20 protein-coding genes are annotated in these 20,976 nt (G+C 68.0%); 9 read left to right on the forward strand and 11 right to left on the reverse strand.

All coding sequences use genetic code 11. The annotated features are described in order from the left end of the window. Window positions 1-3 precede the first annotated feature (3 nt). Window positions 4-927 (reverse strand): DMT family transporter, encoded by a 924-nt coding sequence (locus I5803_RS02290; RefSeq protein WP_196984802.1) that lies wholly within the window; start codon window positions 925-927, stop codon window positions 4-6. Then, the gene (locus tag I5803_RS02295; protein WP_196984803.1) at window positions 924-1,886 is read right to left on the reverse strand and encodes a bifunctional helix-turn-helix transcriptional regulator/GNAT family N-acetyltransferase; all 963 of its coding nucleotides are present in this window, start codon (window positions 1,884-1,886) and stop codon (window positions 924-926) included. The genes I5803_RS02290 and I5803_RS02295 overlap by 4 nt, the downstream gene beginning before the upstream one ends. Window positions 1,887-2,019: 133 nt before the next feature. On the opposite strand from I5803_RS02295, the gene I5803_RS02300 reads away from it, so the two are divergent. Then, entirely contained in the window at window positions 2,020-3,318 is a 1,299-nt protein-coding gene (locus I5803_RS02300) for an MFS transporter (RefSeq protein ID WP_196984804.1), read from the forward strand. Here I5803_RS02300 and I5803_RS02305 read toward each other — a convergent pair. From I5803_RS02305 to I5803_RS02340, 8 genes are all read right to left on the reverse strand, one after another. Beyond that, window positions 3,296-4,261: a tripartite tricarboxylate transporter substrate binding protein gene (locus I5803_RS02305; RefSeq protein ID WP_196984805.1), complete on the reverse strand. Its 966-nt coding sequence runs from the start codon at window positions 4,259-4,261 to the stop codon at window positions 3,296-3,298. The genes I5803_RS02300 and I5803_RS02305 overlap by 23 nt on opposite strands. A gap of 37 nt (window positions 4,262-4,298) precedes the next feature. Further along, complete coding sequence (locus I5803_RS02310; RefSeq protein WP_196984806.1) at window positions 4,299-5,546, reverse strand: amidohydrolase family protein; 1,248 nt, start codon at window positions 5,544-5,546, stop codon at window positions 4,299-4,301. Window positions 5,547-5,548: 2 nt separating this feature from the next. Further along, the gene (locus I5803_RS02315; protein WP_196984807.1) at window positions 5,549-6,679 is read right to left on the reverse strand and encodes a HupE/UreJ family protein; all 1,131 of its coding nucleotides are present in this window, start codon (window positions 6,677-6,679) and stop codon (window positions 5,549-5,551) included. Next, window positions 6,676-7,863, reverse strand: a complete 1,188-nt coding sequence (locus I5803_RS02320; protein ID WP_196984808.1) for a tetratricopeptide repeat protein — start codon at window positions 7,861-7,863, stop codon at window positions 6,676-6,678. The genes I5803_RS02315 and I5803_RS02320 overlap by 4 nt, the downstream gene beginning before the upstream one ends. A 119-nt stretch (window positions 7,864-7,982) precedes the next feature. Beyond that, window positions 7,983-8,612, reverse strand: a complete 630-nt coding sequence (upp, locus tag I5803_RS02325; RefSeq protein WP_196984809.1) for a uracil phosphoribosyltransferase — start codon at window positions 8,610-8,612, stop codon at window positions 7,983-7,985. Between the two features lie 7 nt (window positions 8,613-8,619). Continuing rightward, on the reverse strand, window positions 8,620-9,885 hold the full coding sequence (locus I5803_RS02330; protein WP_196984810.1) for a URC4/urg3 family protein: 1,266 nt from the start codon (window positions 9,883-9,885) through the stop codon (window positions 8,620-8,622). Further along, window positions 9,882-11,150, reverse strand: coding sequence for a GTP cyclohydrolase II (locus I5803_RS02335; protein WP_196984811.1), 1,269 nt, complete (start codon window positions 11,148-11,150; stop codon window positions 9,882-9,884). The genes I5803_RS02330 and I5803_RS02335 overlap by 4 nt, the downstream gene beginning before the upstream one ends. A 41-nt stretch (window positions 11,151-11,191) precedes the next feature. Then, entirely contained in the window at window positions 11,192-12,727 is a 1,536-nt protein-coding gene (locus I5803_RS02340; RefSeq protein ID WP_196984812.1) for a helicase HerA-like domain-containing protein, read from the reverse strand. A gap of 65 nt (window positions 12,728-12,792) precedes the next feature. On the opposite strand from I5803_RS02340, the gene I5803_RS02345 reads away from it, so the two are divergent. The 7 genes from I5803_RS02345 to I5803_RS02375 are packed head-to-tail and all read left to right on the forward strand — an operon-like array spanning window position 12,793 to window position 17,968. Further along, window positions 12,793-13,515 (forward strand): YebC/PmpR family DNA-binding transcriptional regulator, encoded by a 723-nt coding sequence (locus I5803_RS02345; RefSeq protein ID WP_196984813.1) that lies wholly within the window; start codon window positions 12,793-12,795, stop codon window positions 13,513-13,515. Then, a complete protein-coding gene (purD, locus tag I5803_RS02350; protein ID WP_196984814.1) occupies window positions 13,512-14,792 on the forward strand; it encodes a phosphoribosylamine--glycine ligase in 1,281 nt (426 codons plus the stop codon). The genes I5803_RS02345 and purD overlap by 4 nt, the downstream gene beginning before the upstream one ends. 4 nt (window positions 14,793-14,796) lie before the next feature. Beyond that, window positions 14,797-15,708 (forward strand): oxygen-dependent coproporphyrinogen oxidase, encoded by a 912-nt coding sequence (gene hemF / locus I5803_RS02355; protein ID WP_196984815.1) that lies wholly within the window; start codon window positions 14,797-14,799, stop codon window positions 15,706-15,708. After that, complete coding sequence (gene nadD, locus I5803_RS02360) at window positions 15,705-16,316, forward strand: nicotinate-nucleotide adenylyltransferase (protein ID WP_196984816.1); 612 nt, start codon at window positions 15,705-15,707, stop codon at window positions 16,314-16,316. The genes hemF and nadD overlap by 4 nt, the downstream gene beginning before the upstream one ends. After that, window positions 16,316-16,918 carry a ribosome silencing factor gene (rsfS, locus tag I5803_RS02365; RefSeq protein ID WP_196984817.1) on the forward strand — a complete coding sequence of 201 codons (603 nt, stop codon included), beginning with the start codon at window positions 16,316-16,318 and terminating at the stop codon, window positions 16,916-16,918. The genes nadD and rsfS overlap by 1 nt, the downstream gene beginning before the upstream one ends. Continuing rightward, complete coding sequence (gene rlmH / locus I5803_RS02370; protein ID WP_196984818.1) at window positions 16,915-17,382, forward strand: 23S rRNA (pseudouridine(1915)-N(3))-methyltransferase RlmH; 468 nt, start codon at window positions 16,915-16,917, stop codon at window positions 17,380-17,382. Before rsfS ends, rlmH begins: the two co-directional genes overlap by 4 nt. Continuing rightward, window positions 17,375-17,968 (forward strand): Maf family protein, encoded by a 594-nt coding sequence (locus I5803_RS02375; protein ID WP_354001611.1) that lies wholly within the window; start codon window positions 17,375-17,377, stop codon window positions 17,966-17,968. The genes rlmH and I5803_RS02375 overlap by 8 nt, the downstream gene beginning before the upstream one ends. Here the strand turns inward: I5803_RS02375 and I5803_RS02380 are convergent. Then, window positions 17,965-19,398: a PAS domain-containing protein gene (locus I5803_RS02380; protein WP_196984820.1), complete on the reverse strand. Its 1,434-nt coding sequence runs from the start codon at window positions 19,396-19,398 to the stop codon at window positions 17,965-17,967. The genes I5803_RS02375 and I5803_RS02380 overlap by 4 nt on opposite strands. 88 nt (window positions 19,399-19,486) lie before the next feature. Here I5803_RS02380 and rng point away from each other — a divergent pair, with 88 nt between their 5' ends. Further along, window positions 19,487-20,974 (forward strand): ribonuclease G, encoded by a 1,488-nt coding sequence (rng, locus tag I5803_RS02385; RefSeq protein WP_196984821.1) that lies wholly within the window; start codon window positions 19,487-19,489, stop codon window positions 20,972-20,974. Window positions 20,975-20,976: the final 2 nt, after the last annotated feature.

Here is a 20,976-nt window from a genome sequence, read left to right on the forward strand (position 1 = left end):
CGATTATCGGCGCGCCGCGTATCCGCTCGCCGGCACTCGGGCATTGCCGGGCCGTGTGGCGAGCCACAGGCCCAGGCCGATCAGGGCCACCGCTGCGAGAGACGCCGCGGGTAGTGACTCCCCGAGCAGGAGCACGCCCAGCACCGCCGCCGTCACCGGGTTCAAGGCGAGGAACACCGTGACACGGGTGGGCGACTCATGCTTGAGGGCGTACAGCCACCACACGTACCCGATGCCGCTGGAGACGCCGATGAACGCCGTGGCGGCCCATGCCGAAGCGCTGAACGTCGCGATCCGCGATGGCCAGGCCTCGCCAATCGCTGCGGCCGCGAGAAAGGCGACGGACGCCAGCATCGCGAAAGCCGAGACAGGCACGGTCGGATAGCGCTGGAGGTAGGGGCGGTACAGCACGCTGCACAGCGCGCCTGTGCACGCCGCGGCGGCCACTGCCGCCTCGCCCCACCAGTGGCCGGACGCGGCGCCCAGCTTGGGCCACAGGGTGAGCGCGACGCCGGCGATGGAGACGATCACGCCGCCCAGCAGGCGGGGCGTGATGCGCTCGCGTCCCATGGCGGCCGCCAGCAGCAGCGTGAGCAGGGGGAACAGGCTGAAGATCAACGCGGCCTGTCCGGCGCCGACATGCCGCAAGCCGAAATTCAGCAGCGCGATGAGGACGCCGAACTGGCCGATGCCGAGCGCCGCCATGGCCAGGAGGTCCGCCGTGCGGCCGTGAACGGGAGCTTGTTGCACCTTGCCGTCCCGGGACCAGGCGCGGATCGCGAAGGGCAGCAGGCACGTGAAGCCGATCGCATAGCGCAGCATGGCCAGCGTGAGCGGCGGGATCTCCGCGACGGCGAAGCGGGACGCGACGATCGCGGCGCCCACCTGGACGCCCGTGGCGGCGGCCGCGACGAGCGCGAGGTTCATCGCAGGTCGAGCTCCCAGGTCTCGCTCGTCAACCGCTTGCCGAACGCATTATTGCGCTCGCTGGCCGTGCGCACGAACCCGCGCGACTTGTAGATGGCGCGCGCCGCGAGGAGCTCGCTTTGCGTCCACAGCACCAGCTTGCGATAGCCCTTCGCCCGCGCGAAGGCGATGCATTCGTCCGTGAGCCGCCCGCCCAGGCCCAGCCCGCGTGCCTGCGGCGTGAGGATCAGCAGCCGCAGCTTCGCGACGGTCGCGGACTTGCGCACGACGAAGACCGAGCCGACGCGCTCGCCGTCGATCTCCGCGATCCAGGCCTTCTCCCAGGCCGGGTCGAATTTCCGGATGAACTGCGCGGCGATGTCGGCCACCAGCGCCTCGAAATCCGCCGTGTAGCCCCATTCACGCGCATAGAGGGCGCCATGCTGCTCGATCACCCAGCCCATGTCGCCCGGCTGCGGGTCGCGAAGGACGATGGTGCGCGAGCCTGGAGCCGACGCCGCGCCGTCCAGCAGCCGCTGCACCGTGCCCATCGCGGCGATCAGTTCCGTGCGGCGTGTCTCGGGAAGCGCCGCGAGGAGCGCCGCGGCCTCGTCGCGCGACTTCTGCTGGAGCGGCGCGAAGACCTTGTGCCCGGCAGCCGTCAAGCGCAGCAGGCTCGTGCGCGCATCGGCCGGCGAGGGCGAGCGCGCGAGCCATCCGCGCGACTCGAAGCGGCGCAGGATCCGGCTCAGGTAGCCGGCATCCAGCGTGAGGTCGCGTGCGAGCTCGGTCGCCGTCGGCTGGTCGCGATGCGCGAGTTCGTAGAGCACGCGCACTTCCGTCAGCGAGAACTCGCTGCCCAGGTAGGGATCCAGCACGCCGATGCGCTGCGTGTAGAAGCGGTTGAAGCCGCGCACGGCCTTGACGTGGGCGGGGGAGACCGGCGATGCGGTCGAAGGGGACGAAGCGGAGGCCTTCATGGATGACATGGTCAGCCAATCGGTTGCCGCAGTCAAGCAATCGGGCGGCGTGCCCCCTCGAATTGACGGGCAGCCCCAAACCCCGGAAGATCGGCCGGGCCAGCTCATCCGTCCACTTCCGCCGAGGCGCCGCATGACACCCCTTCGCCACCGATTCGCGCGGACGCTCGCCGGCCGGGACGTCCACTACGGCTGGATCATGGTGGCCCTGGCCTTCATGTATGCCGTGTTCTCTTCGTCCGCCATGGGCGTGCCGAGCATCCTCATCCTGCCCATGTCGAAGGAGCTCGGTTGGAGCATCGGGGACCTGTCGGCGCCGCAGGGCCTGCGGCTCGCGCTGTTCGGCCTCGCAGCGCCCTTCGCGGGCGGCTTGATGCTGCGATACGGCGTGCGGCGGATGGTGGCGCTTTCGGGCGCCTTGCTGCTGCTGGGACTGGGCATTTCGGTCATCACGACGCAGAAATGGGAGCTCTGGCTCGGAATGGGCGTCCTTCTGGGACTCGCGCCCGGCCTCACGGCCATGCAGCTGTCCGCGGTGATCTCCTCGCGGTGGTTCGTCGCGCGGCGGGGCCTGGTCGTGGGCCTCATGAGCGGCGCGGTGGCCACGGGCACGCTCATCTTCATGCCCCTGGCCGCGTGGGTGGCGGAGCGCTACGGCTGGCGCGTGGCGCTCGCCATCCCCAGCGTGGGCGCGCTCGTGAGCTGGACGCTGTTCATGTGGCTCGCCCATGACCGCCCGCAGGATGTCGGGCTGCCCGCGTTCGGGCAGGCGCAGATGACGCCCGTCCCGCCGGTGCCCACGCACAACTTCGTGCGGCTCACCTTCGATGCGCTGCAACTGGGCGTGCGCAACTGGGTGTTCTGGGTGCTGGTGTTCACGTTCGGCATCTGCGGCATCTCCAGCTTCGGCCTGACGCAGGCGCACCTTGTGCCCTTCTGCGGGGACCTCGGCTTGCCCCTGGCTGCGTCGGCGTGGTTGCTGGCGGTGATCGGCGTGTGCGACCTGATCGGCACCATCGGCTCCGGCTGGCTGTCGGACCGCTACGACAACCGCTGGCTGCTGGCCTGGTACTACGGCCTGCGCGGCCTCGCGCTGCTATGGCTCGTGATGTCGGACGTGTCGATGGTGGGGCTCACCATCTTCGCGGTCATCTACGGCCTGGACTTCATCGCCACCGTCCCGCCATCGGTGAAGCTGACGGTGCAGACCTTCGGGCTGGAGATGGGGCCCGCGGTGTTCGCGTGGATCTTCGCCTCGCACCACGTGGCCGCGGGCGTGATGGCGTTTGGCACGGGTGTGAGCCGGGATGTGCTCGGGACTTATGCGCCGGCGTTTTTGCTGGCCGGCGTGATGTGCCTGGTGGCTGTGGCAAGCCTGGGGACCCTGAGGAAGGCGTCAGGCGTTCTGCTCACTCGTCCTTCATCCCCGTAGCCTTCACCACCGCCCCCAGACGCGCCCGCTCCTCACCGACGAACTTCACGAAGGACGCGCGATTGCCGCCGATCGGCTCGATGCCCATGCCCTTCAGCCGCTCTGCGATCGCCGGCGTCTTCATCGCCGCATCGACGGCCGCGGCCATCTTGTCGAGGATCGCGTCGGGCGTGCCGCGCGGCGCATGGATGCCGGCCCAGTGCGCGATGCGAAGCTCGTCGTAGCCCTGCTCCTGCGCGGTCGACAGTTGCGGGTACGCCGAGATGCGCGTCGTCCAGGTGTCCGCCAGCGCCTTGAGCTTGCCGCTCTTGAGGAAACCCAGCGCGACGATGCTCGCCTCGGAGGTGGCTTCCACCTGCTTGCTCAGCACCGCGGTGATCGATTCCGATCCGCTCTTGTAGGGAACGATGTCCAGCTTCGCGCCGTATTTCGTTTCGAGCACGCCGGAGACGAAGTGCGGCGTGCTGCCGGTGCCGGCCGTGGCCCAATGGAAGCCCGGGCCCTTCTGCGAGGCGGCGATGAACTCCTTGAGGTTGTTGTACGGCGCATCGGCCGGCACCAGCACCACGGACGGCGCGAGGCCGATCATCGCGACGGGCACGAGGTCGCTGTCCTTGTACGGCATGGTCTTCTTGATCATGCTGTTGGAGATGACGCCGGCGGCGCTGATGAGGAAGGTATAGCCATCGGGCGCGGCCTTGGACACGAGGTCCGCGCCCAGTGTCGTGCTGCCGCCCGGCTTGTTCTCGACGATCACGGGCTGGCCCAGCGCCTGGGACGCGCCTTCGGCCGCGGCACGCGCCAGCAGGTCGTTGGCGCCGCCCGCGGAGAACGGCACGATGAGGTGGATCGGCTTGGTCGGCCAGGCCTGGGCGAAGGCGCCGGTGGCGGCGAGCGTGGCGGCAAGGCCGGCGGCGAGTGCGAAGCGGCGGGATAGGCGCATGGATGTCTCCTGTACGACGAAATCTGAATTGAGCGCGCTAGCTTAGCGCTTTGGACAAGCTCGGCCGTACCTCGGGGGAATGCGCCAGGCATTGCCCGCGAGACCACACTTTCAGCCGATGCGCGCGCAGGCGGATCGCTTCCACCACATCGCGCGCTTGCAGCAGCACGAAGCTCGCGCCGCAGCCTGCCGCGATGCCGTAGCCCTGCAGTCCCATGACCTTCGCCGGGTTCGCCGTCACGGCGTCGAAGCTCGCCTGGATGCCCTTCACGCTCGTCATCTGCGCAACGTGCAACCCCATGTGCGCAACGTCCAGCATGTCGCCGGCCCCGAGGGGATACCACGGGTCCATCACGCAGTCGTGACCGAAGGCGACCGTGACGCCGCCGGCCATCAGCTCGGGCACGCGCGTCATCCCGCGGCGCTTCGGGTAGGTGTCGTGCCGCCCCTGCAGGGTGATGTTGATCAGTGGATTCGCGATGACGCTCACACCGCTTTCCGCGATGAGCGGGATCAGCTTGCTCACGTAGTAGTTGTCCATGCTGTGCATGCTGGTGCAGTGGCTGCCCGTCACGCGGCCCTGCAGGCCCAGGCGCTGCGCCTCGAAGGCCAGCGTCTCGATGTGCCGGCTCATCGGGTCGTCGGTCTCGTCGCAGTGCATGTCCACGCGCTTGCCGCGCTCCGCCGCGATCTCGCACAGCAGCTTCACGCTGGCCGCGCCTTCGCTCATGGTGCGTTCGAAGTGCGGGATGCCACCGACGAGGTCCACGCCGAGGTCGAGCGCCTTCTCCAGGTTTGCGACGCCGCCCTTGCTGCGCAGGACGCCGTCCTGCGGGAAGGCCACGAGTTCCAGGTTGACGATGCCCGCCACGCGCTTTTTCACCTCCAGCAGCGCCTCCACGGCGAGAAGGCTGGGGTCGCTCGTATCCACGTGGCTGCGGATGTTCAGCAGGCCCTTCGCCACGGCCATGTCGCAGTAGCGCAGGGCACGCTGGATGATGGCGTCCTGCACCAGCGTCGGCTTCAGCTCGCCCCAGAGCTGGATACCTTCCAGCAGCGTGCCGCTTTCGTTCACGCGCGGACTGCCGTAAGTGAGCGTGGAATCCATGTGGAAGTGCGCGTCGCAAAACGGCGGGGCCAGCAGGTGGCCCATCGCGTCGTGCGTCTCCGCGGCGGGGGCGGTCAGGCCCTGCGTGACTTCGACGATCTTTCCCGCCTGCACCGCCACGGACATGTCGGTACGCCCATCGGGCAAGGTGGCATGGGTGACGAGGAGGTCGAGCATGGCTAGAACGGTCCCTGGAAGTCGAACGCGCGCTGGATGAACCAGTAGAGCGCCACGATGGCGATGAGGACGGAGCCGACCGGCATCACGCCCCTAAGGTAGAACTTCGTGCCGCGCAGCCAGAACGCGAGCGGCACGAAGCACACGACGATCGCCATCTGGCCCGCTTCCACGCCGAGGTTGAAGCCGACCAACGCGAGCGCGAGCGCGCCCTGCGGCAAGCCGAGGTCCGCCAGGGCCGACGCGAAGCCGAAGCCGTGGATCAGCCCGAACACGAAAGCCATCACCCAGCGCCGCTTCTCGATCGAGCCGCGCAGGTTGTTCAGCGCCGCGACGATGATCGACGCCGCGATGGTCGATTCCACGAAACGCGAGGGCAGGCTGATGAAGCCGAGCACGGCCAGGCTGAGCGTGATCGAGTGGGCGAGCGTGAAGGCCGTCACCACCTTCAGCACCTCGAGCAGCGATTTCTTCAGGCTGGGCGCCGGCTCCCACCTGCCCGCCATGCGGATCAGGACGGCGGGCAGCAGCAGCGACAGCAGAAAGAGGATGTGGTCGTATCCCATCCAGATGTGCCAGACGCCTTCCACGACGTATTGCTTGAGCGTCTCGCCCGCGCTCGGCGCCTGCAGCTGCAGGCCCTGCTCGGCGGAATCGGTGCTGAAGACCAGCGGCTGCGCGCTGGCGGAGCCGGGCGCGATCCATTGCACGAGTCCGCGGTGGGTCGGGTCCACGTCGAACAGCAGCGAGTAGTTCAGCTTCAGGCCGCTGCGCAGGTGAGGGCAGGGCGCGGCGAGCGTGAGCACCGCGTAAGTGCCGTCGCTGTGATGGTCGAGCTGCATGTCGCCGGACGCCGCGGGCACGCATGCCGCGTTGCCACCGGTGATCGCGAGATGGTCGATGGCGTATCGCGTGATGTCGTTGCCGCGCTGCTTCACCTCGCCCCAGGTCAACTCCCCGTTGCCGTCGCGGTCCAGTTGCAGCACGTAGTCGAGGTCGCGCAGGGCGATGTCCCAGCGGATGAGGACGCGCTCTTCTTCGGCGCGCACGGTGAGGTAGCTGTCGCTCGGCTTGTGCGCCCAGGCCGGCATCAGCACCACCATCGACGCGATGAACAGGAGCCAGCGTTTCATCGCGTCGCTCCCTTGGCCGCCAGCTGGTCGGCCAGCTTCGTGAATGACGCATCCTGGTAGTGCGATTCGCGCAGCCAGTCGAGCGCCGGCTGCGCCGCCTTGGGCTGGTTGGCCGCGAGGGCCGTGCGCATGAGGATCTCCGCGTCGCGCGATTCCTTCTGCTGCGTGTAATTGCGGGTCGCGTAGGCGAGCGCCTTGTCGGGCCGGCCTTCGACATCGAGCTCGAAGCGCGCGGCCTCCTGCTCATGCAGGCGGTCGCCGCGCAGCGCGGCGGCGTCGAAGCGCTCGCGCAATTGTGACGCCCAGTTGGCGGCGCGTGAATCCTTCGCCGCCTTGCCCGCGAGCGCGAGGCGCAGCAGCAGCACGTCGGAGCGTTCCCAGTCCGCGAGCAGCTTGATCGCCTCGGGGGAGCGGTTTTGCGAGATGAGGAAATCCGACCAGGCGCCGAGCAGGAACTGGTCGGTCACGCCGAGCTTCAAGGCCTCCTTGAAGTGCGCTTCGGCTTCGGCGGGTTGCCCGAGGCGGATCGCCATCTCCGCCAGGCGCGTCTGCGCCCACAGCTGCAGTTCGGGCGCCGTGGCGCCGGCGGCCGCGACTTCCTTCTTCAACGCCGCGTAGGCTTCCGGCAGGTGCCCTGTCGCTGCCTGGACGTAGGCCGTGCAGCCTTGCGCGAACAGCGGATGCGTGAGCGGGACCAGCTTGGTGCACTCGGAGAGCGACTCGGGATATCTGGCTTGCACCATATCGATGGCGGCGCGCCAGGCGATCGGTTCCGCGGATTGCGGATCGAGCTCGCTGGCCTTCGACAGGCTCTTCATCGCGCCCTCGAAGTCGTGGCTGTACTGCTGGAGGAGGCCGCGCGCGAGCCAGAAGTTGGCGTCCTTCGCGGACGACCGCTCGGCCGGGTTCAGCGCGGCGGCCGCATACCCGACATAGCGCGGGTCGCCCTGCGCCATGGCGAGGTCGAAATAGCGCCGTGCGATTTCGATGCGCAGCGCGCTGTCCTCGGGCTTCGCGATCAACTGCTTGCGCAGGGAGTCGACGCGGCGAATGGAAGGATCGTTGGCGGTGGAAGGCAGGCGCTCGACGACTTCGCTGTCGGACTTGGGGGTGAAGGGAGCGGCAGTGGCGCTGAATGCTGCGCATACTGCGGCAGCCAGGAGCATCGCTGGGACTTTATGCATCGGGGTGAGTTTTTTTGGACGCAGAATTCGCAGAAGTTACGCAGAATGAAGACAAGAAAAAGAAATTGAATTTTCTGGGCTTCTTTCTGCGTAACTTCTGCGAATTCTGCGTCCTTGCCTTATTTCGTCCCGAACATCCGGTCACCCGCGTCGCCCAACCCCGGCAGGATGTACCCGTGATCGTTCAGCTGCCGGTCGATGGCTGCGGTGTAGATCGGCACATCCGGGTGCGCGGCCTGCAGCGCCGCGATGCCTTCCGGGCAGGTGAGCAGGCAAACGAACTTGATCGACTTCGGGTTGAGCTCCTTCAGCCGCTCCACGGCCGCGATCGCGGAGTTGCCGGTGGCGAGCATCGGGTCGACCACGATGACGTCGCGGTCCTGCATGTTCTGCGGCATCTTGAAGTAGTACTCCACCGCCGTCAGCGTCTTCGGGTCGCGGTACAGGCCGATGTGGCCCACGCGCGCGCCCGGCACGACGCTCAGCATGCCGTCGAGGATGCCGGTGCCCGCGCGCAGGATCGAGACGAAGACGAGCTTCTTGCCGTCGATCACCTTCGCCGTCATCGTCTCCAGCGGCGTCTCGATCTCGACATCCTGCATGGCCATGTCGCGCGTGACTTCGTAGGCCATCAGCATCGCGAGCTCGTTGAGCAGGCGGCGGAAGCTGTTGGTGCTCGCCTCCTTCTTGCGCATCAGCGTGAGCTTGTGCTGGACGAGGGGATGGGTGATGTGGTGGACGTTGCTCATGATGGAATTAAAACACCGTGCCGTCGCTCATCACCTGCAGGGGCGGCAGCCCGCCACGCTTTCGCAGCGCGAGCTCCCGTCCGGCGGCCCAGGTGCCGCCTTCCAGCACGCAGGCGAGCGGCATCTGCGTCTCGGACAGCCCCATGTGCTTGCGCACCCCATGGGCGACGTCGTCCATCAATGCGACCGTCAACGCGCGCCACTCCACGATGATCTCGTCGCCCGGGTGCCAGACCTGCTGCGCGGCCGCCTCGTCGCGCAGGCGCAAGAGGCCGCTGTCGATCAGCAGCCCTCCGTTGCGGTATTCGGGCAGGGCGGTGAGCTGCTCGAGCCCGCGCACCTGCACGCCGGACCACTCGAAGGGTTCGATCAGCGAGTAGGTGAGCCACTGCGACAGCTTGTGGAACGGCATCCACCCGTCGGTAAGACCTTCACCGCGCACGGCCGAATGCCGCCAGCAATCGCCCAGCGGCACGGTGCCGATGGCATTGCCGGACGGCCAGATGCCCGAGAGCGACATGAGGAGTTGCGACAGGATGTCGTGCGCCTGCACGCTGGCGGTGTGCGGCACGCCGGGCCCGTTGGGGCTGATCATCATGTCGAAGAGGCCGCTGGGCCGCCCGGCACCGCCGAAGACCTCGGGCTGCTCGCCCATGACTTCGCCCAGGCGCCGCAGGAGCGTCGCTCGCTCCGCCAGGCCTACGAGCCGGTTGTGCTCGGCCGCCTGGAACGCGGTCGCCAAATGTTCCGTCAGCAGCGCACGCAACCCGTTCATGTCGACCTGGTACGGATGCTTCGGGTCACTGGAGAACATGCCGGACGTGAAGGCATGGAAGCTTGCGATGCCGAGGCCTTCCGAGCGCGTGAACACCTTGCCCGACGCCGGTTCCGTGTACTTCCAATCCGCGCCCGCGCCGCCGTCGAGCAGCACGCTCACCACGGCGAGGTCGATCAGCGCGTGCGCCCGTTCGGTGGGTGGCAGGTCCGCGAGCAGCGTGTCGAGCTGCGCCTTGCGGTCGACGCCGCCCGCCTCGAAATGGCGCCAGCGGCTGTGCACGGGGATGTGTCCGCGGGGATAGCGCGTCTTGGAAGCGCTCGCCACTTCGTGCACGGCGGTGTCCATGAAGCCCTCGTCCACCACGAACCACGACGACTCGCCGTGCCGTGCGCGGGACAGCAGGTGCCGCGCGCGGTCGCGGATGGCGGACGTCTTGCGCAGCGCGGAGGCGGCCGCGTACGCCTCTTCCTGGTGCGATCCGAGGTGCGTGCTCATGTGAGCTCCCGGCCCTTGGGCTTCCTGAGTTCCTCCGCATCCGGCACCGGGCCGGTGCTGAAATAACCCGCCGCCACCTTCGCATCCATCTCCACGCGTGCGTCCGCGGGGATCAATTCGTCGGGAATGTTCACGCGCGTGCCGATCTCGATGCCCGACTGCGTGATCGCGTCGAATTTCATGTTGCTCATGGAGACGAGCCGGTGGATCTTCTTGATGCCCAGCCAGTGCAGCACGTCGGGCATCAGCTCCTGGAAGCGCATGTCCTGCACGCCCGCCACGCACTCCGTCCGCGCGAAGTACTGGTCGGCCGTGTCCCCGCCGACCTGGCGCTTGCGCGCGTTGTAGACGAGGAACTTGGTGACTTCGCCGAGCGCGCGGCCCTCCTTGCGCGAATAGGCGACGAGCCCGACCCCGCCGCGCTGCGCGCCCTGGATGCATTCCTCGATGGCGTGGGTGAGGTAGGGGCGGCAGGTGCAGATGTCGGAGCCGAAGACGTCGGAGCCGTTGCATTCGTCGTGCACGCGGGCGGTGAGCTCGACCTCGGGGTTCGCGAGGTCGCGCGGATTGCCGAAGATGTAGAGCGTCTGCCCGCCGATGGGCGGCAGGAAGACTTCCAGGTCGCTGCGCGTCACGAGTTCGGGGTACATGCCGCCCGTCTCCTCGAACAGCACGCGGCGCAGGTCGTTCTCCGAGCAGCCGAAACGCGCGGCGACACCGGGCAGCCACCACACCGGTTCGATCGCGGCCTTGGTCACCATCGCGGCGCCGCCCGCCGTCAGCACGGTGCCGTCGGCCTGGAGGCGGCCCTTCTGCAATCCTTCGATCACTTCCGGAAGGATCACGTGCGCCTGGGTCACGGCGATGGTGGGGCGGATGTCGTAACCGGCGGCAAGTTCCGATTCGAAAACGTTCGCGACCGTCGCACCCCATGGGTCCAGGCTCACGATCTTGGACGGATCGCTCCACTGCGGGTAGGGCCCGATGATGTCGGTGGGCGCGGTGTTGGTGAGGTCGGCCTTGTGGTGGCGCGACAGCGCACCCGCCGCAACGGCCAGCGCGCGGTACACGCTGTAGGAGCCGCTGTGCGTGCCGATGACGTTGCGGTGGCTGCGCTGTGTGGTGGTGCCGACCACGGGCCCGCGTTCGGCGGCCGTGGCGGCGCCCCAATGGATGGGCAGCGCGCCGTAGCCGCCCGCGTGGGAGGTCAGGCGGATGTGGCGCGGCGCGGCGCCGGGTTTGACGGGTTCGGCAGGTGTGGCCATGGGGTGCACTGCAAAAGCACCAATGTACCCTTGTGGAGGGCCTAGCGCCGCTTGCTGCCCATGATGCCACCGAGGACGCCGCGGATGATCTCGCGGCCCACGGTGCTGCCGATGGTGCGCACCGCCGACCGCGCCATGCTTTCGGCCAGGCCCTCGTGCTTGCCGCCTCGCGGGCCGGTGCTGCCGAAGAGGACGTCGCCCAGGCCGCCGAGGATGCCGCCGCCCGCAGCCGGCGCCCCCGCGTTGCCCGCCGGCTTGCTTTCGCCCGCGGTGGTGGTGCCGCCCGCGGAAGGCGCCGATTCGGTGCGTCCCTTGAGCTTCTCGTAGGCCGACTCGCGGTCCACCGTTTTCTCGTACACGCCTGCGACGATCGAGTTCGCGATCAACGCCTTGCGCTGCTCCGGCGTGATCGGGCCGATCTGGCTGCCGGGCGGGATCACGAACACGCGCTCGGTCACGCTGGGGCGGCCCTTGGAATCCAGCAGGCTCACCAGTGCCTCGCCGACCGCGAGCTCCGTGATGGCCGTTTCGATGTCGAGGCCCGGCTTCTGGCGCATCGTCTGCGCCGTCGCCTTCACCGCCTTCTGGTCGCGCGGGGTGTAGGCGCGCAGGGCGTGCTGCACGCGGTTGCCCAGTTGCGCGAGCACGCTGTCGGGAATGTCCAGCGGGTTCTGCGTCACGAAGTACACGCCGACGCCCTTGGAGCGCACCAGCCGCACGACGAGCTCGATGCGCTCGAGCAGGATTTTCGGCGCCTCGTCGAAGAGCAGGTGCGCCTCGTCGAAGAAGAAGACGAGCTTGGGCTTGTCCGGGTCGCCGATCTCGGGCAGCTGCTCGAAAAGCTCGGAGAGCATCCACAGCAGGAAGGTCGCGTACAGGCGCGGCGAATTGAGCAGCTTGTCGGCGGTGAGGATGTTGACGATGCCGCGGCCCTTGTCGTCCGTCTGCAGGAAGTCCTGGATGTTGAGCATCGGCTCGCCGAAGAACTTCTCGCCGCCCTGTGTCTCGATCTGCAGCAGGCCGCGCTGGATGATGCCGACGCTCGCGGCGCTGATGTTGCCGTAGCGGGTGGTGAATTCGCTCGCGTTGTCGCCGACGTGCTGCAGCATCGCGCGCAGGTCCTTGAGGTCGAGCAGCAGCAGGCCGTTGTCGTCCGCGATCTTGAAGACGATGTTGAGCACGCCCGACTGCGTCTCGTTCAGCCCCAGCATGCGGCCCAGCAGGAGCGGGCCCATGTCAGAGACCGTCGCGCGCACGGGATGGCCCTGCTCGCCGAAGACGTCCCAGAGCGTCGTCGGCGCCGCGAAGGGCTCGGGGGAGGGCAGTCCGCGCTCCTTGATGATGTCCGCGAGCTTGCCTTCGATCTTCCCGGCCTGCGAGATGCCGGTGAGGTCGCCCTTCACGTCGGCCATGAAGACGGGCACGCCGAGCTTCGAAAAGTTCTCGGCCAGCGTCTGCAGCGTGACGGTCTTGCCGGTGCCGGTGGCTCCGGTGATGAGGCCGTGGCGATTGGCCAGGCCCGGCAGCAGGAAGCACTCTGTCTGCGCATTCTTCGCGAGGAGGATCGGGTCGGGCATGACATCAAAAGTAAAATGGGAGGTATCCCAATATATCAACGCAACGCAGAAAAGAAGGGTTCCCCGTGGCCGGACACAGCAAATGGGCAAACATCCAGCACCGAAAGGGGCGCCAGGACGAAAAGCGCGGCAAGATCTGGACCCGCGTGATCCGTGAAATCATGGTGGCGGCGCGGCAGGGCGGCGGCGACCTCGCGATCAACCCGCGCCTGCGGCTGGCGGTGGAGAAGGCCAAGGCGGCGAACATGCCCGCCGACACGATCAAGCGCAACATCGACAAGGCGACCGGCAACCTCGAAGGCGTGCACTACGAGGAGATCCGCTACGAAGGCTACGGCTTCGGCGGCGCGGCCATCCTGGTGGACACCATGACGGACAACAAGGTGCGCACCGTGGCCGAGGTACGCCACGCGTTCAGCAAGTACGGCGGCAGCATGGGCACCGCCGGGTCGGTGGTGTTCCAGTTCAAGAACGTGGGCCAGCTCATCCTGGCGCCGGGCACGAGCGAAGACAAGGTGATGGAAGTCGCGCTGGACGCCGGCGCCGACGACGTGATGTCCGATGCCGATGGCGCGATCGAGGTGCTGACTTCTCCCGCCCAGCTCGAGGCCGTGAAGAACGCGCTGGAAGCCGCGGGCCTCAAACCCGAGGTGGCCGAGGTGACGATGCGGCCGGAGAACACGATCGAACTGAAGGGCGACGACGCCGCGAAGATGCAGAAACTACTCGACGTCCTCGAGGACCTGGACGACGTGCAGGACGTTTTCCACAACGCGGAAATTCTATGAAGGTATTGGTCATCGGCGGCGGCGGCCGGGAACACGCCCTGGCGTGGAAGCTGGCGCAATCGCCCAAGGTGCAGGCCGTCTACGTGGCACCCGGCAACGGCGGCACGGCCATCGACGCGCGGCTCGAGAACGTGCCCATCACCGACGTGGTGGCGCTGCGCCAATGGGCGCAGAAGGAAAAGATCGCCTTGACCGTCGTCGGCCCGGAAGGCCCGCTCGCGGCCGGCGTGGTGGACGAGTTCCGCACGCACGGGCTTCGCGTGTTCGGCCCGACCCAGAAGGCCGCGCAGCTGGAAAGCTCCAAGGCCTTCTCCAAGGCGTTCATGAAGCGCCATGCCATTCCTACGGCGGAGTACGAAACCTTTTCGGACCCGGCTGCGGCGCATGCGTACATCGACAGGAAGGGTGCGCCCATCGTCGTGAAGGCCGACGGCCTGGCGGCGGGCAAGGGCGTCGTCGTCGCGATGACGCCGCAGGAAGCGCACGAAGCCGTCGACTTCATGCTGCTGGACAACACGCTCGGCGTGGCGCACAACGACGGCGGCGCGCGCGTGGTGATCGAGGAATTCCTCTCGGGCGAGGAAGCGAGCTTCATCGTGCTGTGCGACGGGAAGAACGTCACCGCGCTCGCCACGAGCCAGGACCACAAGCGCCTGCAGGACGGCGACCTCGGGCCCAACACCGGCGGCATGGGCGCCTATTCGCCCGCGCCCGTGGTCACGCCCGAAGTGCATGCGCGCGCGATGCGCGAGATCATCCTGCCGACGATCAAGGGCATGGAAAAGGACGGCATCCCGTACACGGGCTTCCTCTACGCGGGCCTCATGATCGACCCGCAAGGCCACTGCAAGACGCTGGAATTCAACTGCCGCATGGGCGACCCGGAGACTCAGCCCATCATGATGCGGCTGAAGTCCGACCTGTACGACGTGATGATGCACGCGACCTCCGGCACGCTCGACCAGGTCGACCTCGACTGGGACCGCCGCACGGCGCTCGGCGTGGTGATGGCTGCCGCGGGCTATCCGCTCAACCCCCGGAAGGGAGACGCGATCGCGGGCCTGCCCAAGGCGGAAGAAGACGCGATGGTGTTCCACGCGGGCACGGTGCGCAAGGACGGCACCACGCTCACGGCCGGCGGCCGCGTGCTGTGCGTGACGGCGCTCGCCGATTCGGTGAAGGCCGCGCAGCATCGCGCCTACGAAGTGGCCGACCAGATCCACTTCGACGGCGCGCAGTACCGCCGCGACATCGGCCACCGCGCGATCCGCGGCTGAACGCATGGGCGCCACCGACACCGTCCGCAGCTACCTGCAGGGTTTGCAGGGCCGCATCGTGGCGGCGTGCGAACAGGTGGACGGCGGCACCTTCCGTCGTGACGCGTGGAAAAAGGAACCCGGCGAGCCGCTGCAGGGCGACGGCGTCACGATGATCCTCGAGGGCGGCGCCGTGTTCGAACGCGCGGGCTGCGGCTTCTCGCATGTCACCGGCCCGAAGCTGCCCCCGTCCGCCACGCAGCACCGTCCCGAGCTCGCGGGCTCGGCCTTCGAGGCGATGGGCGTGTCGCTCGTTTTCCATCCCCGCAACCCCTATGCGCCGACCGTGCACATGAACGTGCGCGCCATCGCCGCGCATCCGCAGGGACGCGAGCCTGTGTTCTGGTTCGGCGGCGGGATGGACCTCACGCCGTACTACGGGTTCGAGGAAGACGCGGTTCATTTCCATCGTGCCTGCAAGGACAGCCTCGCGCGCTTCGGCGACGACAAGTACCCGCGCTTCAAAGCGTGGTGCGACGACTATTTCTTCCTCAAGCACCGCAACGAGCCGCGCGGCGTCGGAGGCATCTTCTTCGACGATTTCGCCGAGGGCGGTGCGGACAACGGCTTGGCGCTCATGCGTTCGGTGGGCGATGCGTTCCTCGATGCGTACCTGCCCATCCTGCAGCGGCGCAAGGACGCGCCCTACGGAGAGCGCGAACGCGCGTTCCAGCTCTACCGGCGCGGGCGCTATGTCGAGTTCAACCTCGTCTGGGACCGTGGCACCCATTTCGGGCTGCAATCGGGCGGCCGGACCGAGTCGATCCTGATGTCGATGCCGCCGCTCGCCAGCTGGGAATACCGCCACGAGCCCGATGCCGGCTCCGCCGAGGCCGAGCTCTACAGCAGGTTCCTGGTGCGAAAGGACTGGGTTTGACGCCGGCCGGCCCCGCCCCGGCGCGCCGTGTCGGCGTGTTCGGCGGCGCCTTCGATCCCCCGCATGTCGCGCATGTGGCGCTGGCCGCGGCGGCCATCGGGCAGTTGAAGCTCGACGAAATGCGCGTGCTCCCCACGGGCCAGGCGTGGCACAAGTCGAACGTGCTGACTCCGGCGCCGCATCGCCTGGCGATGACGCAGATCGCTTTCGGCGAGCTGCCGGGCGTGATCGTGGACGATCGCGAGCTCAAGCGCCCGGGCCCCACTTACACCATCGACACCTTGCGCGAGCTCATGGCCGAGCAGCCCGGCGCGGAGCTCTTTCTCGTCATGGGTGAGGACCAGGCAGGCGCCATCACCCGCTGGCGCGAGTGGCAGGCGATACTTGGGATGGTGACGCTGTGCATGGCCGATCGCCCCTCGCACGCCGGCGCCACCCCTTTCCAGGTGCCTCCCGAGGCCCGGCTGAGGCACCTGGAGATGCCCGCCATGCCTGAGAGTGCCACCGACATCCGCGCCCGCGCGGGCGCCAACGAAGGGATCGACCATCTGGTCCCTGCAGGCGTTGCGCGCTATATTGAACGACATCACCTTTATTCACGTACCTGATGACCCAAGAAGCAGCTGCCAAGAAAGACACCCAACGACTCCAGCGCGCCATCATCGATGGCCTGGAGGACGTCAAGGCGCAGGACATCGTGGTATTCAACACCGAGCATCTGTCTCCGCTCTTCGAGCGCGTGATCGTCGCCTCGGGCACCTCCAACCGCCAGACCAAGGCCCTCGCCGCGAGCGTGCGCGACGCCGTGCGCGAGGCCGGCTTCCAGAAGCCGCGGATCGAGGGCGAGGACAACGGCGAGTGGATCATCGTGGACTGCGGCGCCGCGGTCGCGCACATCATGCAGCCCGCGATCCGCACGTATTACCACCTCGAAGAGATCTGGGGCGAGAAGCCGGTGCGATTGAAGTTCGGTGCCCCCAAGCCTGCACAGGCGGAGGAGCCGGCGCCCGCGAAAAAGACGGCCGCGAAGAAGACACCGGCCAAGAAGGCGGCGGGCAAGACGGCTCCCGCGAAGAAATCGGCAACTGCGAAGACCCCGGGCAGTGCGGCCAAGACCGCACGCCCGGCGAAGTCGGCCTCCAGGGCGCCTGCCAAAAGAGCGCCCGCCGCCAAAACCGCCGCACGCAAGAGCCCCACGCGCAAGGCATGAAGCTGCTGGTCGTGGCGGTGGGGCAGCGAGTGCCCGATTGGGCCGCCACCGCCTGGGACGACTACGCGAAACGCTTTCCCCCCGAGCTGCGGGTGGAACTCAAGGCCGTGAAGACGGAGCCGCGCGCCTCCAAAACCCTCGAATCGCTCTACGCCGCGGAACGCCAGCGCATCGAAGCGGCGATCCCCAAGGGCACGCATGTCGTCGCGCTCGATGAACGCGGCACCGCCCTCACCACGGTGGCACTGGCGGCGCGCCTGAAAGCCTGGCAGATGCAGGGCGGCGACGTCGCGCTGGTCATCGGCGGGCCCGACGGGCTGGACCCGGCGTTCAAGCAGGGCGCGCAGGAACGCATCCGCCTGTCCGACATGACGCTGCCCCATGCGATGGTGCGCGTGCTGTTGGTCGAGCAGCTCTATCGCGCGTGGTCGATCAACGCGAACCATCCCTACCATCGTGAGTGATTTCGTCTATCTCGCGTCGCAGAGCCCGCGGCGCCGGCAACTGCTGGAGCAATTGGGCGTGAGGCACGAACTCCTGCTGCCCGACGCCGGGGAAGACACCGAGTCCCTCGAGGAGCCGTTGCCCGGCGAGGCGCCCTCGCGCTATGTCCAGCGCGTGACCGGCCTGAAGCTCGGCGCCGCCATCGCGCGGATGAAGCGGCGCGGCCTTGCGCCTGCGCCCGTCCTGTGCTCCGACACCACCGTGGCGCTGGGCCGCACGATCTACGGCAAGCCTGCGGATGCGCAGGACGCGATCCGCATGCTGCGCGAACTGTCCGGGCGGACGCACCGCGTGCTGACGGCGGTCGCGATTCAGGACGGCAGGAAGCGACGCGAGGCGCTCAGCGTGTCGCGCGTGACGTTTGCATCGATGACTGCCGCGCAGATCCGCGACTACGTGGCGAGCGGTGAGCCCATGGGCAAAGCCGGCGCCTACGCGGTGCAGGGCGCCGCGGCCGCCTACATCCCGCATATCAGCGGCAGCTACAGCGGGATCATGGGCCTGCCCATGCACGAGACGGCGCAGTTGCTGCGCGAATTTGCCTAGGGCGAAGCGGGCACGTCGCGGCCCGTGATGTCCACGGCCTCGGGCACGACGCCCACGATCTCCCCGCGTCCGTTGAAGACCGGCCGCAGCGAGAAGTCGAAGCGCCGGGGCCCGATCGGCAGGTTGACGTCGAGCACTTCGCGCACGGCCATGCCGGAGAGGGCGGCCGCGACGCCTTCCCGTATGCGTTCGGCCAGGCCCGGCGTGCTCTCGAACCAGCGCGTCTCCCAGAACGGGCGGCCGACGACGTCGCTCAGTTTCGCCTGGATGCCGGAGAGGGATTGCGTGTTGGCATCCAGCAGCACGCCATCGGTGCCGATGAACCCCTGGTAGATCAGGCTCGTCTCGAAGGTGGCGCGCAGCCTGTCCGCGATGGCGCCTTGCTGCGCCATCGTCCGCTCCAGCTCGGCGGTTCGCAGGCGCACGTGCGCCTCCAGCGTGTCGTTGAAGCGCCGCAGCGCGGCCTGCGCGCGTTTCTCGGCTTCCACCATCGCGGCCAGCCGCGCACGCTCCTCGCCCAGCTGCCAGTTGGTGGTGCGCAGCGCCGCCTCCGCCCGCGCCCGGTCGGTCACGTCGGTGATCAGCACGAGGATGCCGTCCACCCTGCCTGAAGCGTCACGCACGGGCTGGTAGATGAAATCGAGCAGCCGATCCTCCGCAGGCGCGCCGAGCGCCTGTTCGAGCTTGACCAGCATGCCGGTGGCCACATAGGGCTCGCCGCTTTGGTACACCTTGTCCAGCAGGGGGATGAAGCCCTGCTTCACCACTTCCGGCAGGGCCTGCGACACGGCCTTGCCCTCGACGTCGCGGCCGCCCACGAGTCGCCGGTAGGCCTCGTTCGCGATGTCGAACACGTGGTCCGGTCCGCGCAGCAGCGCGATCGGCTGCGGCGCCTGGCGAAAAAGCTCCCGGAGCCGGTCGAGCTCGGCCTCGCGCGCGCGCCGCGCCAGCACCAGCGCCGTCACTTCGTTGCCCTGGTTGAAGATGCCGCCGATCGTGTTGTCCGGATTGCGCAGGGCGGTGAAGCTGTAGTTCCACCAGGATTCGCGCGGCAGGCCCGCGCGAACCATGGGCAGCATCTGCTCGAACTGCGCGAGGCCCTCGCCAGTGGCCAGCACGGACTCCATTTCCGGCCCGACGGTGGCCCAGATGTCGGACCAGAGTTCCTTCGCGGGCTGGCCCAGGGCGACGGGGTGTCGCTCCGCCGGGATCACCGACCATGCGTCGTTGTACAGCGTGTACATGCTGGGCCCCCAGTAGATCGCCGTGGGGAAGCTGGAGTTCAGGCAGAGGCTCAACGCCATCTGCAAGGCGGCCGGCCAGCCCTCGGGCGGCCCGAGGGGGTGGGAGGCCCAGTCGAAGGCACGGATGCGTGCCCCCATCTCGTGCCCGCCCTGGAGGAAGGCGAGTGCTGTCGGGGAGGATGTCATGGAAAGGAAGGCAGGGAGTGGAGGCATGCTAACAAATTGGGCTTACTTCCCGCTGTCGCCCGCAGCGCACTCGGTTATTCTTGCCGACATGCAACAGGACATCCTGGTCAACTGGTCGCCGCAGGAGACGCGGGTGGCCGTCGTGGAGAACGGCGCCGTGCAGGAACTGCACGTGGAACGCACCCTGGAGCGCGGCCTCGTGGGCAATGTCTACCTCGGCAAGGTCGCGCGGGTGCTTCCGGGCATGCAGTCGGCCTTCATCGACATCGGGCTGGAGCGCGCGGCGTTCCTGCACGTCGCGGACGTCTGGCACCGCCAGCCCGAGGGCGAGCCGCCCGGCTTCGTGCGCAGCAGCCAGCCGCAGGTCCCGATCGAAAAGCAGGTGTTCGAGGGGCAGGCGCTCATGGTGCAGGTCATCAAGGACCCGATCGGCACCAAGGGTGCGCGCCTGTCCACGCAGATCAGCATCGCGGGACGCCTGCTCGTCTTCCTGCCGCAGGACGACCACGTGGGCGTGTCGCAGAAGATCCCGTCGGACCAGCGCGAGGCGCTGCGCTCCCGGCTGCAGACGCTCGTCGGAAATCCCTCCACCGGCGGGGGCGGCGGCTTCATCCTTCGCACGAATGGCGAAGACGCCAACGACGGGGAACTCGCCGAAGACATCGCCTACCTGCGCAAGACCTGGTCGCGCATCCGCGAAGCCTCCGTGCGCCTGCCGCCGCCGTCCATCCTGCACCAGGACCTGAACCTGCTGCAGCGCGTGCTGCGAGACCTCGCCGGCGAGGAGACGCAGACCATCCGGATCGACTCGAAGGAGCAGTTCGCGATCCTGCAGGCCTTCGGCAGCGAATTCATGCCCGCGGGCGCGCAACGCCTGCAGCTGTACAAGGGCGAGCGGCCGATCTTCGACCTGTTCAACATCGACGAGGAGATCGCCAAGGCGCTGGGACGCCGCGTGGATCTCAAGTCCGGCGGCTACCTCATCGTCGACCAGACCGAGGCGCTCACCACCATCGACGTCAACACCGGCGGCTTCGTCGGCGCGCGCAACTTCGACGACACGATCTTCAAGACTAACCTCGAGGCGGCGCAGGCCATCGCGCGGCAATTGCGCCTGCGCAACCTCGGCGGAATCATCATCGTGGACTTCATCGACATGGGCCGCGAGGACCACCGCGACGCCGTGCTGGCCGAATTCCGCAAGCAGCTCGCGCGCGACCGCGTAAAGACCATGGCAGGCGGCTTCTCGCAGCTGGGCCTCGTGGAGATGACGCGCAAGCGCACGCGCGAGTCGCTCGCGCACATGCTGTGCGAACCCTGCCCGGCCTGCGCCGGCAAGGGCACCATCAAGACGGCGCGCAGCGTCGCCTACGACATCCTGCGGGAAATCCTGCGCGAGGCGCGGCAGTTCAACCCGCGCGAATACCGCGTGGTGGCCGCGCCGCAGGTGATCGAGCTGTTCCTGGACGAAGAGAGCCAGCATCTCGCGGGCCTGTCCGACTTCATCGGCAAACCCATCTCCCTGCAAAGCGAGAGTGCGATGGGACAGGAGCAATACGACATCGTCCTGCTGTAACC

This window comes from Caenimonas aquaedulcis, assembly GCF_015831345.1.
Classification (GTDB): Bacteria; Pseudomonadota; Gammaproteobacteria; order Burkholderiales; family Burkholderiaceae_C; genus Ramlibacter; species Ramlibacter aquaedulcis.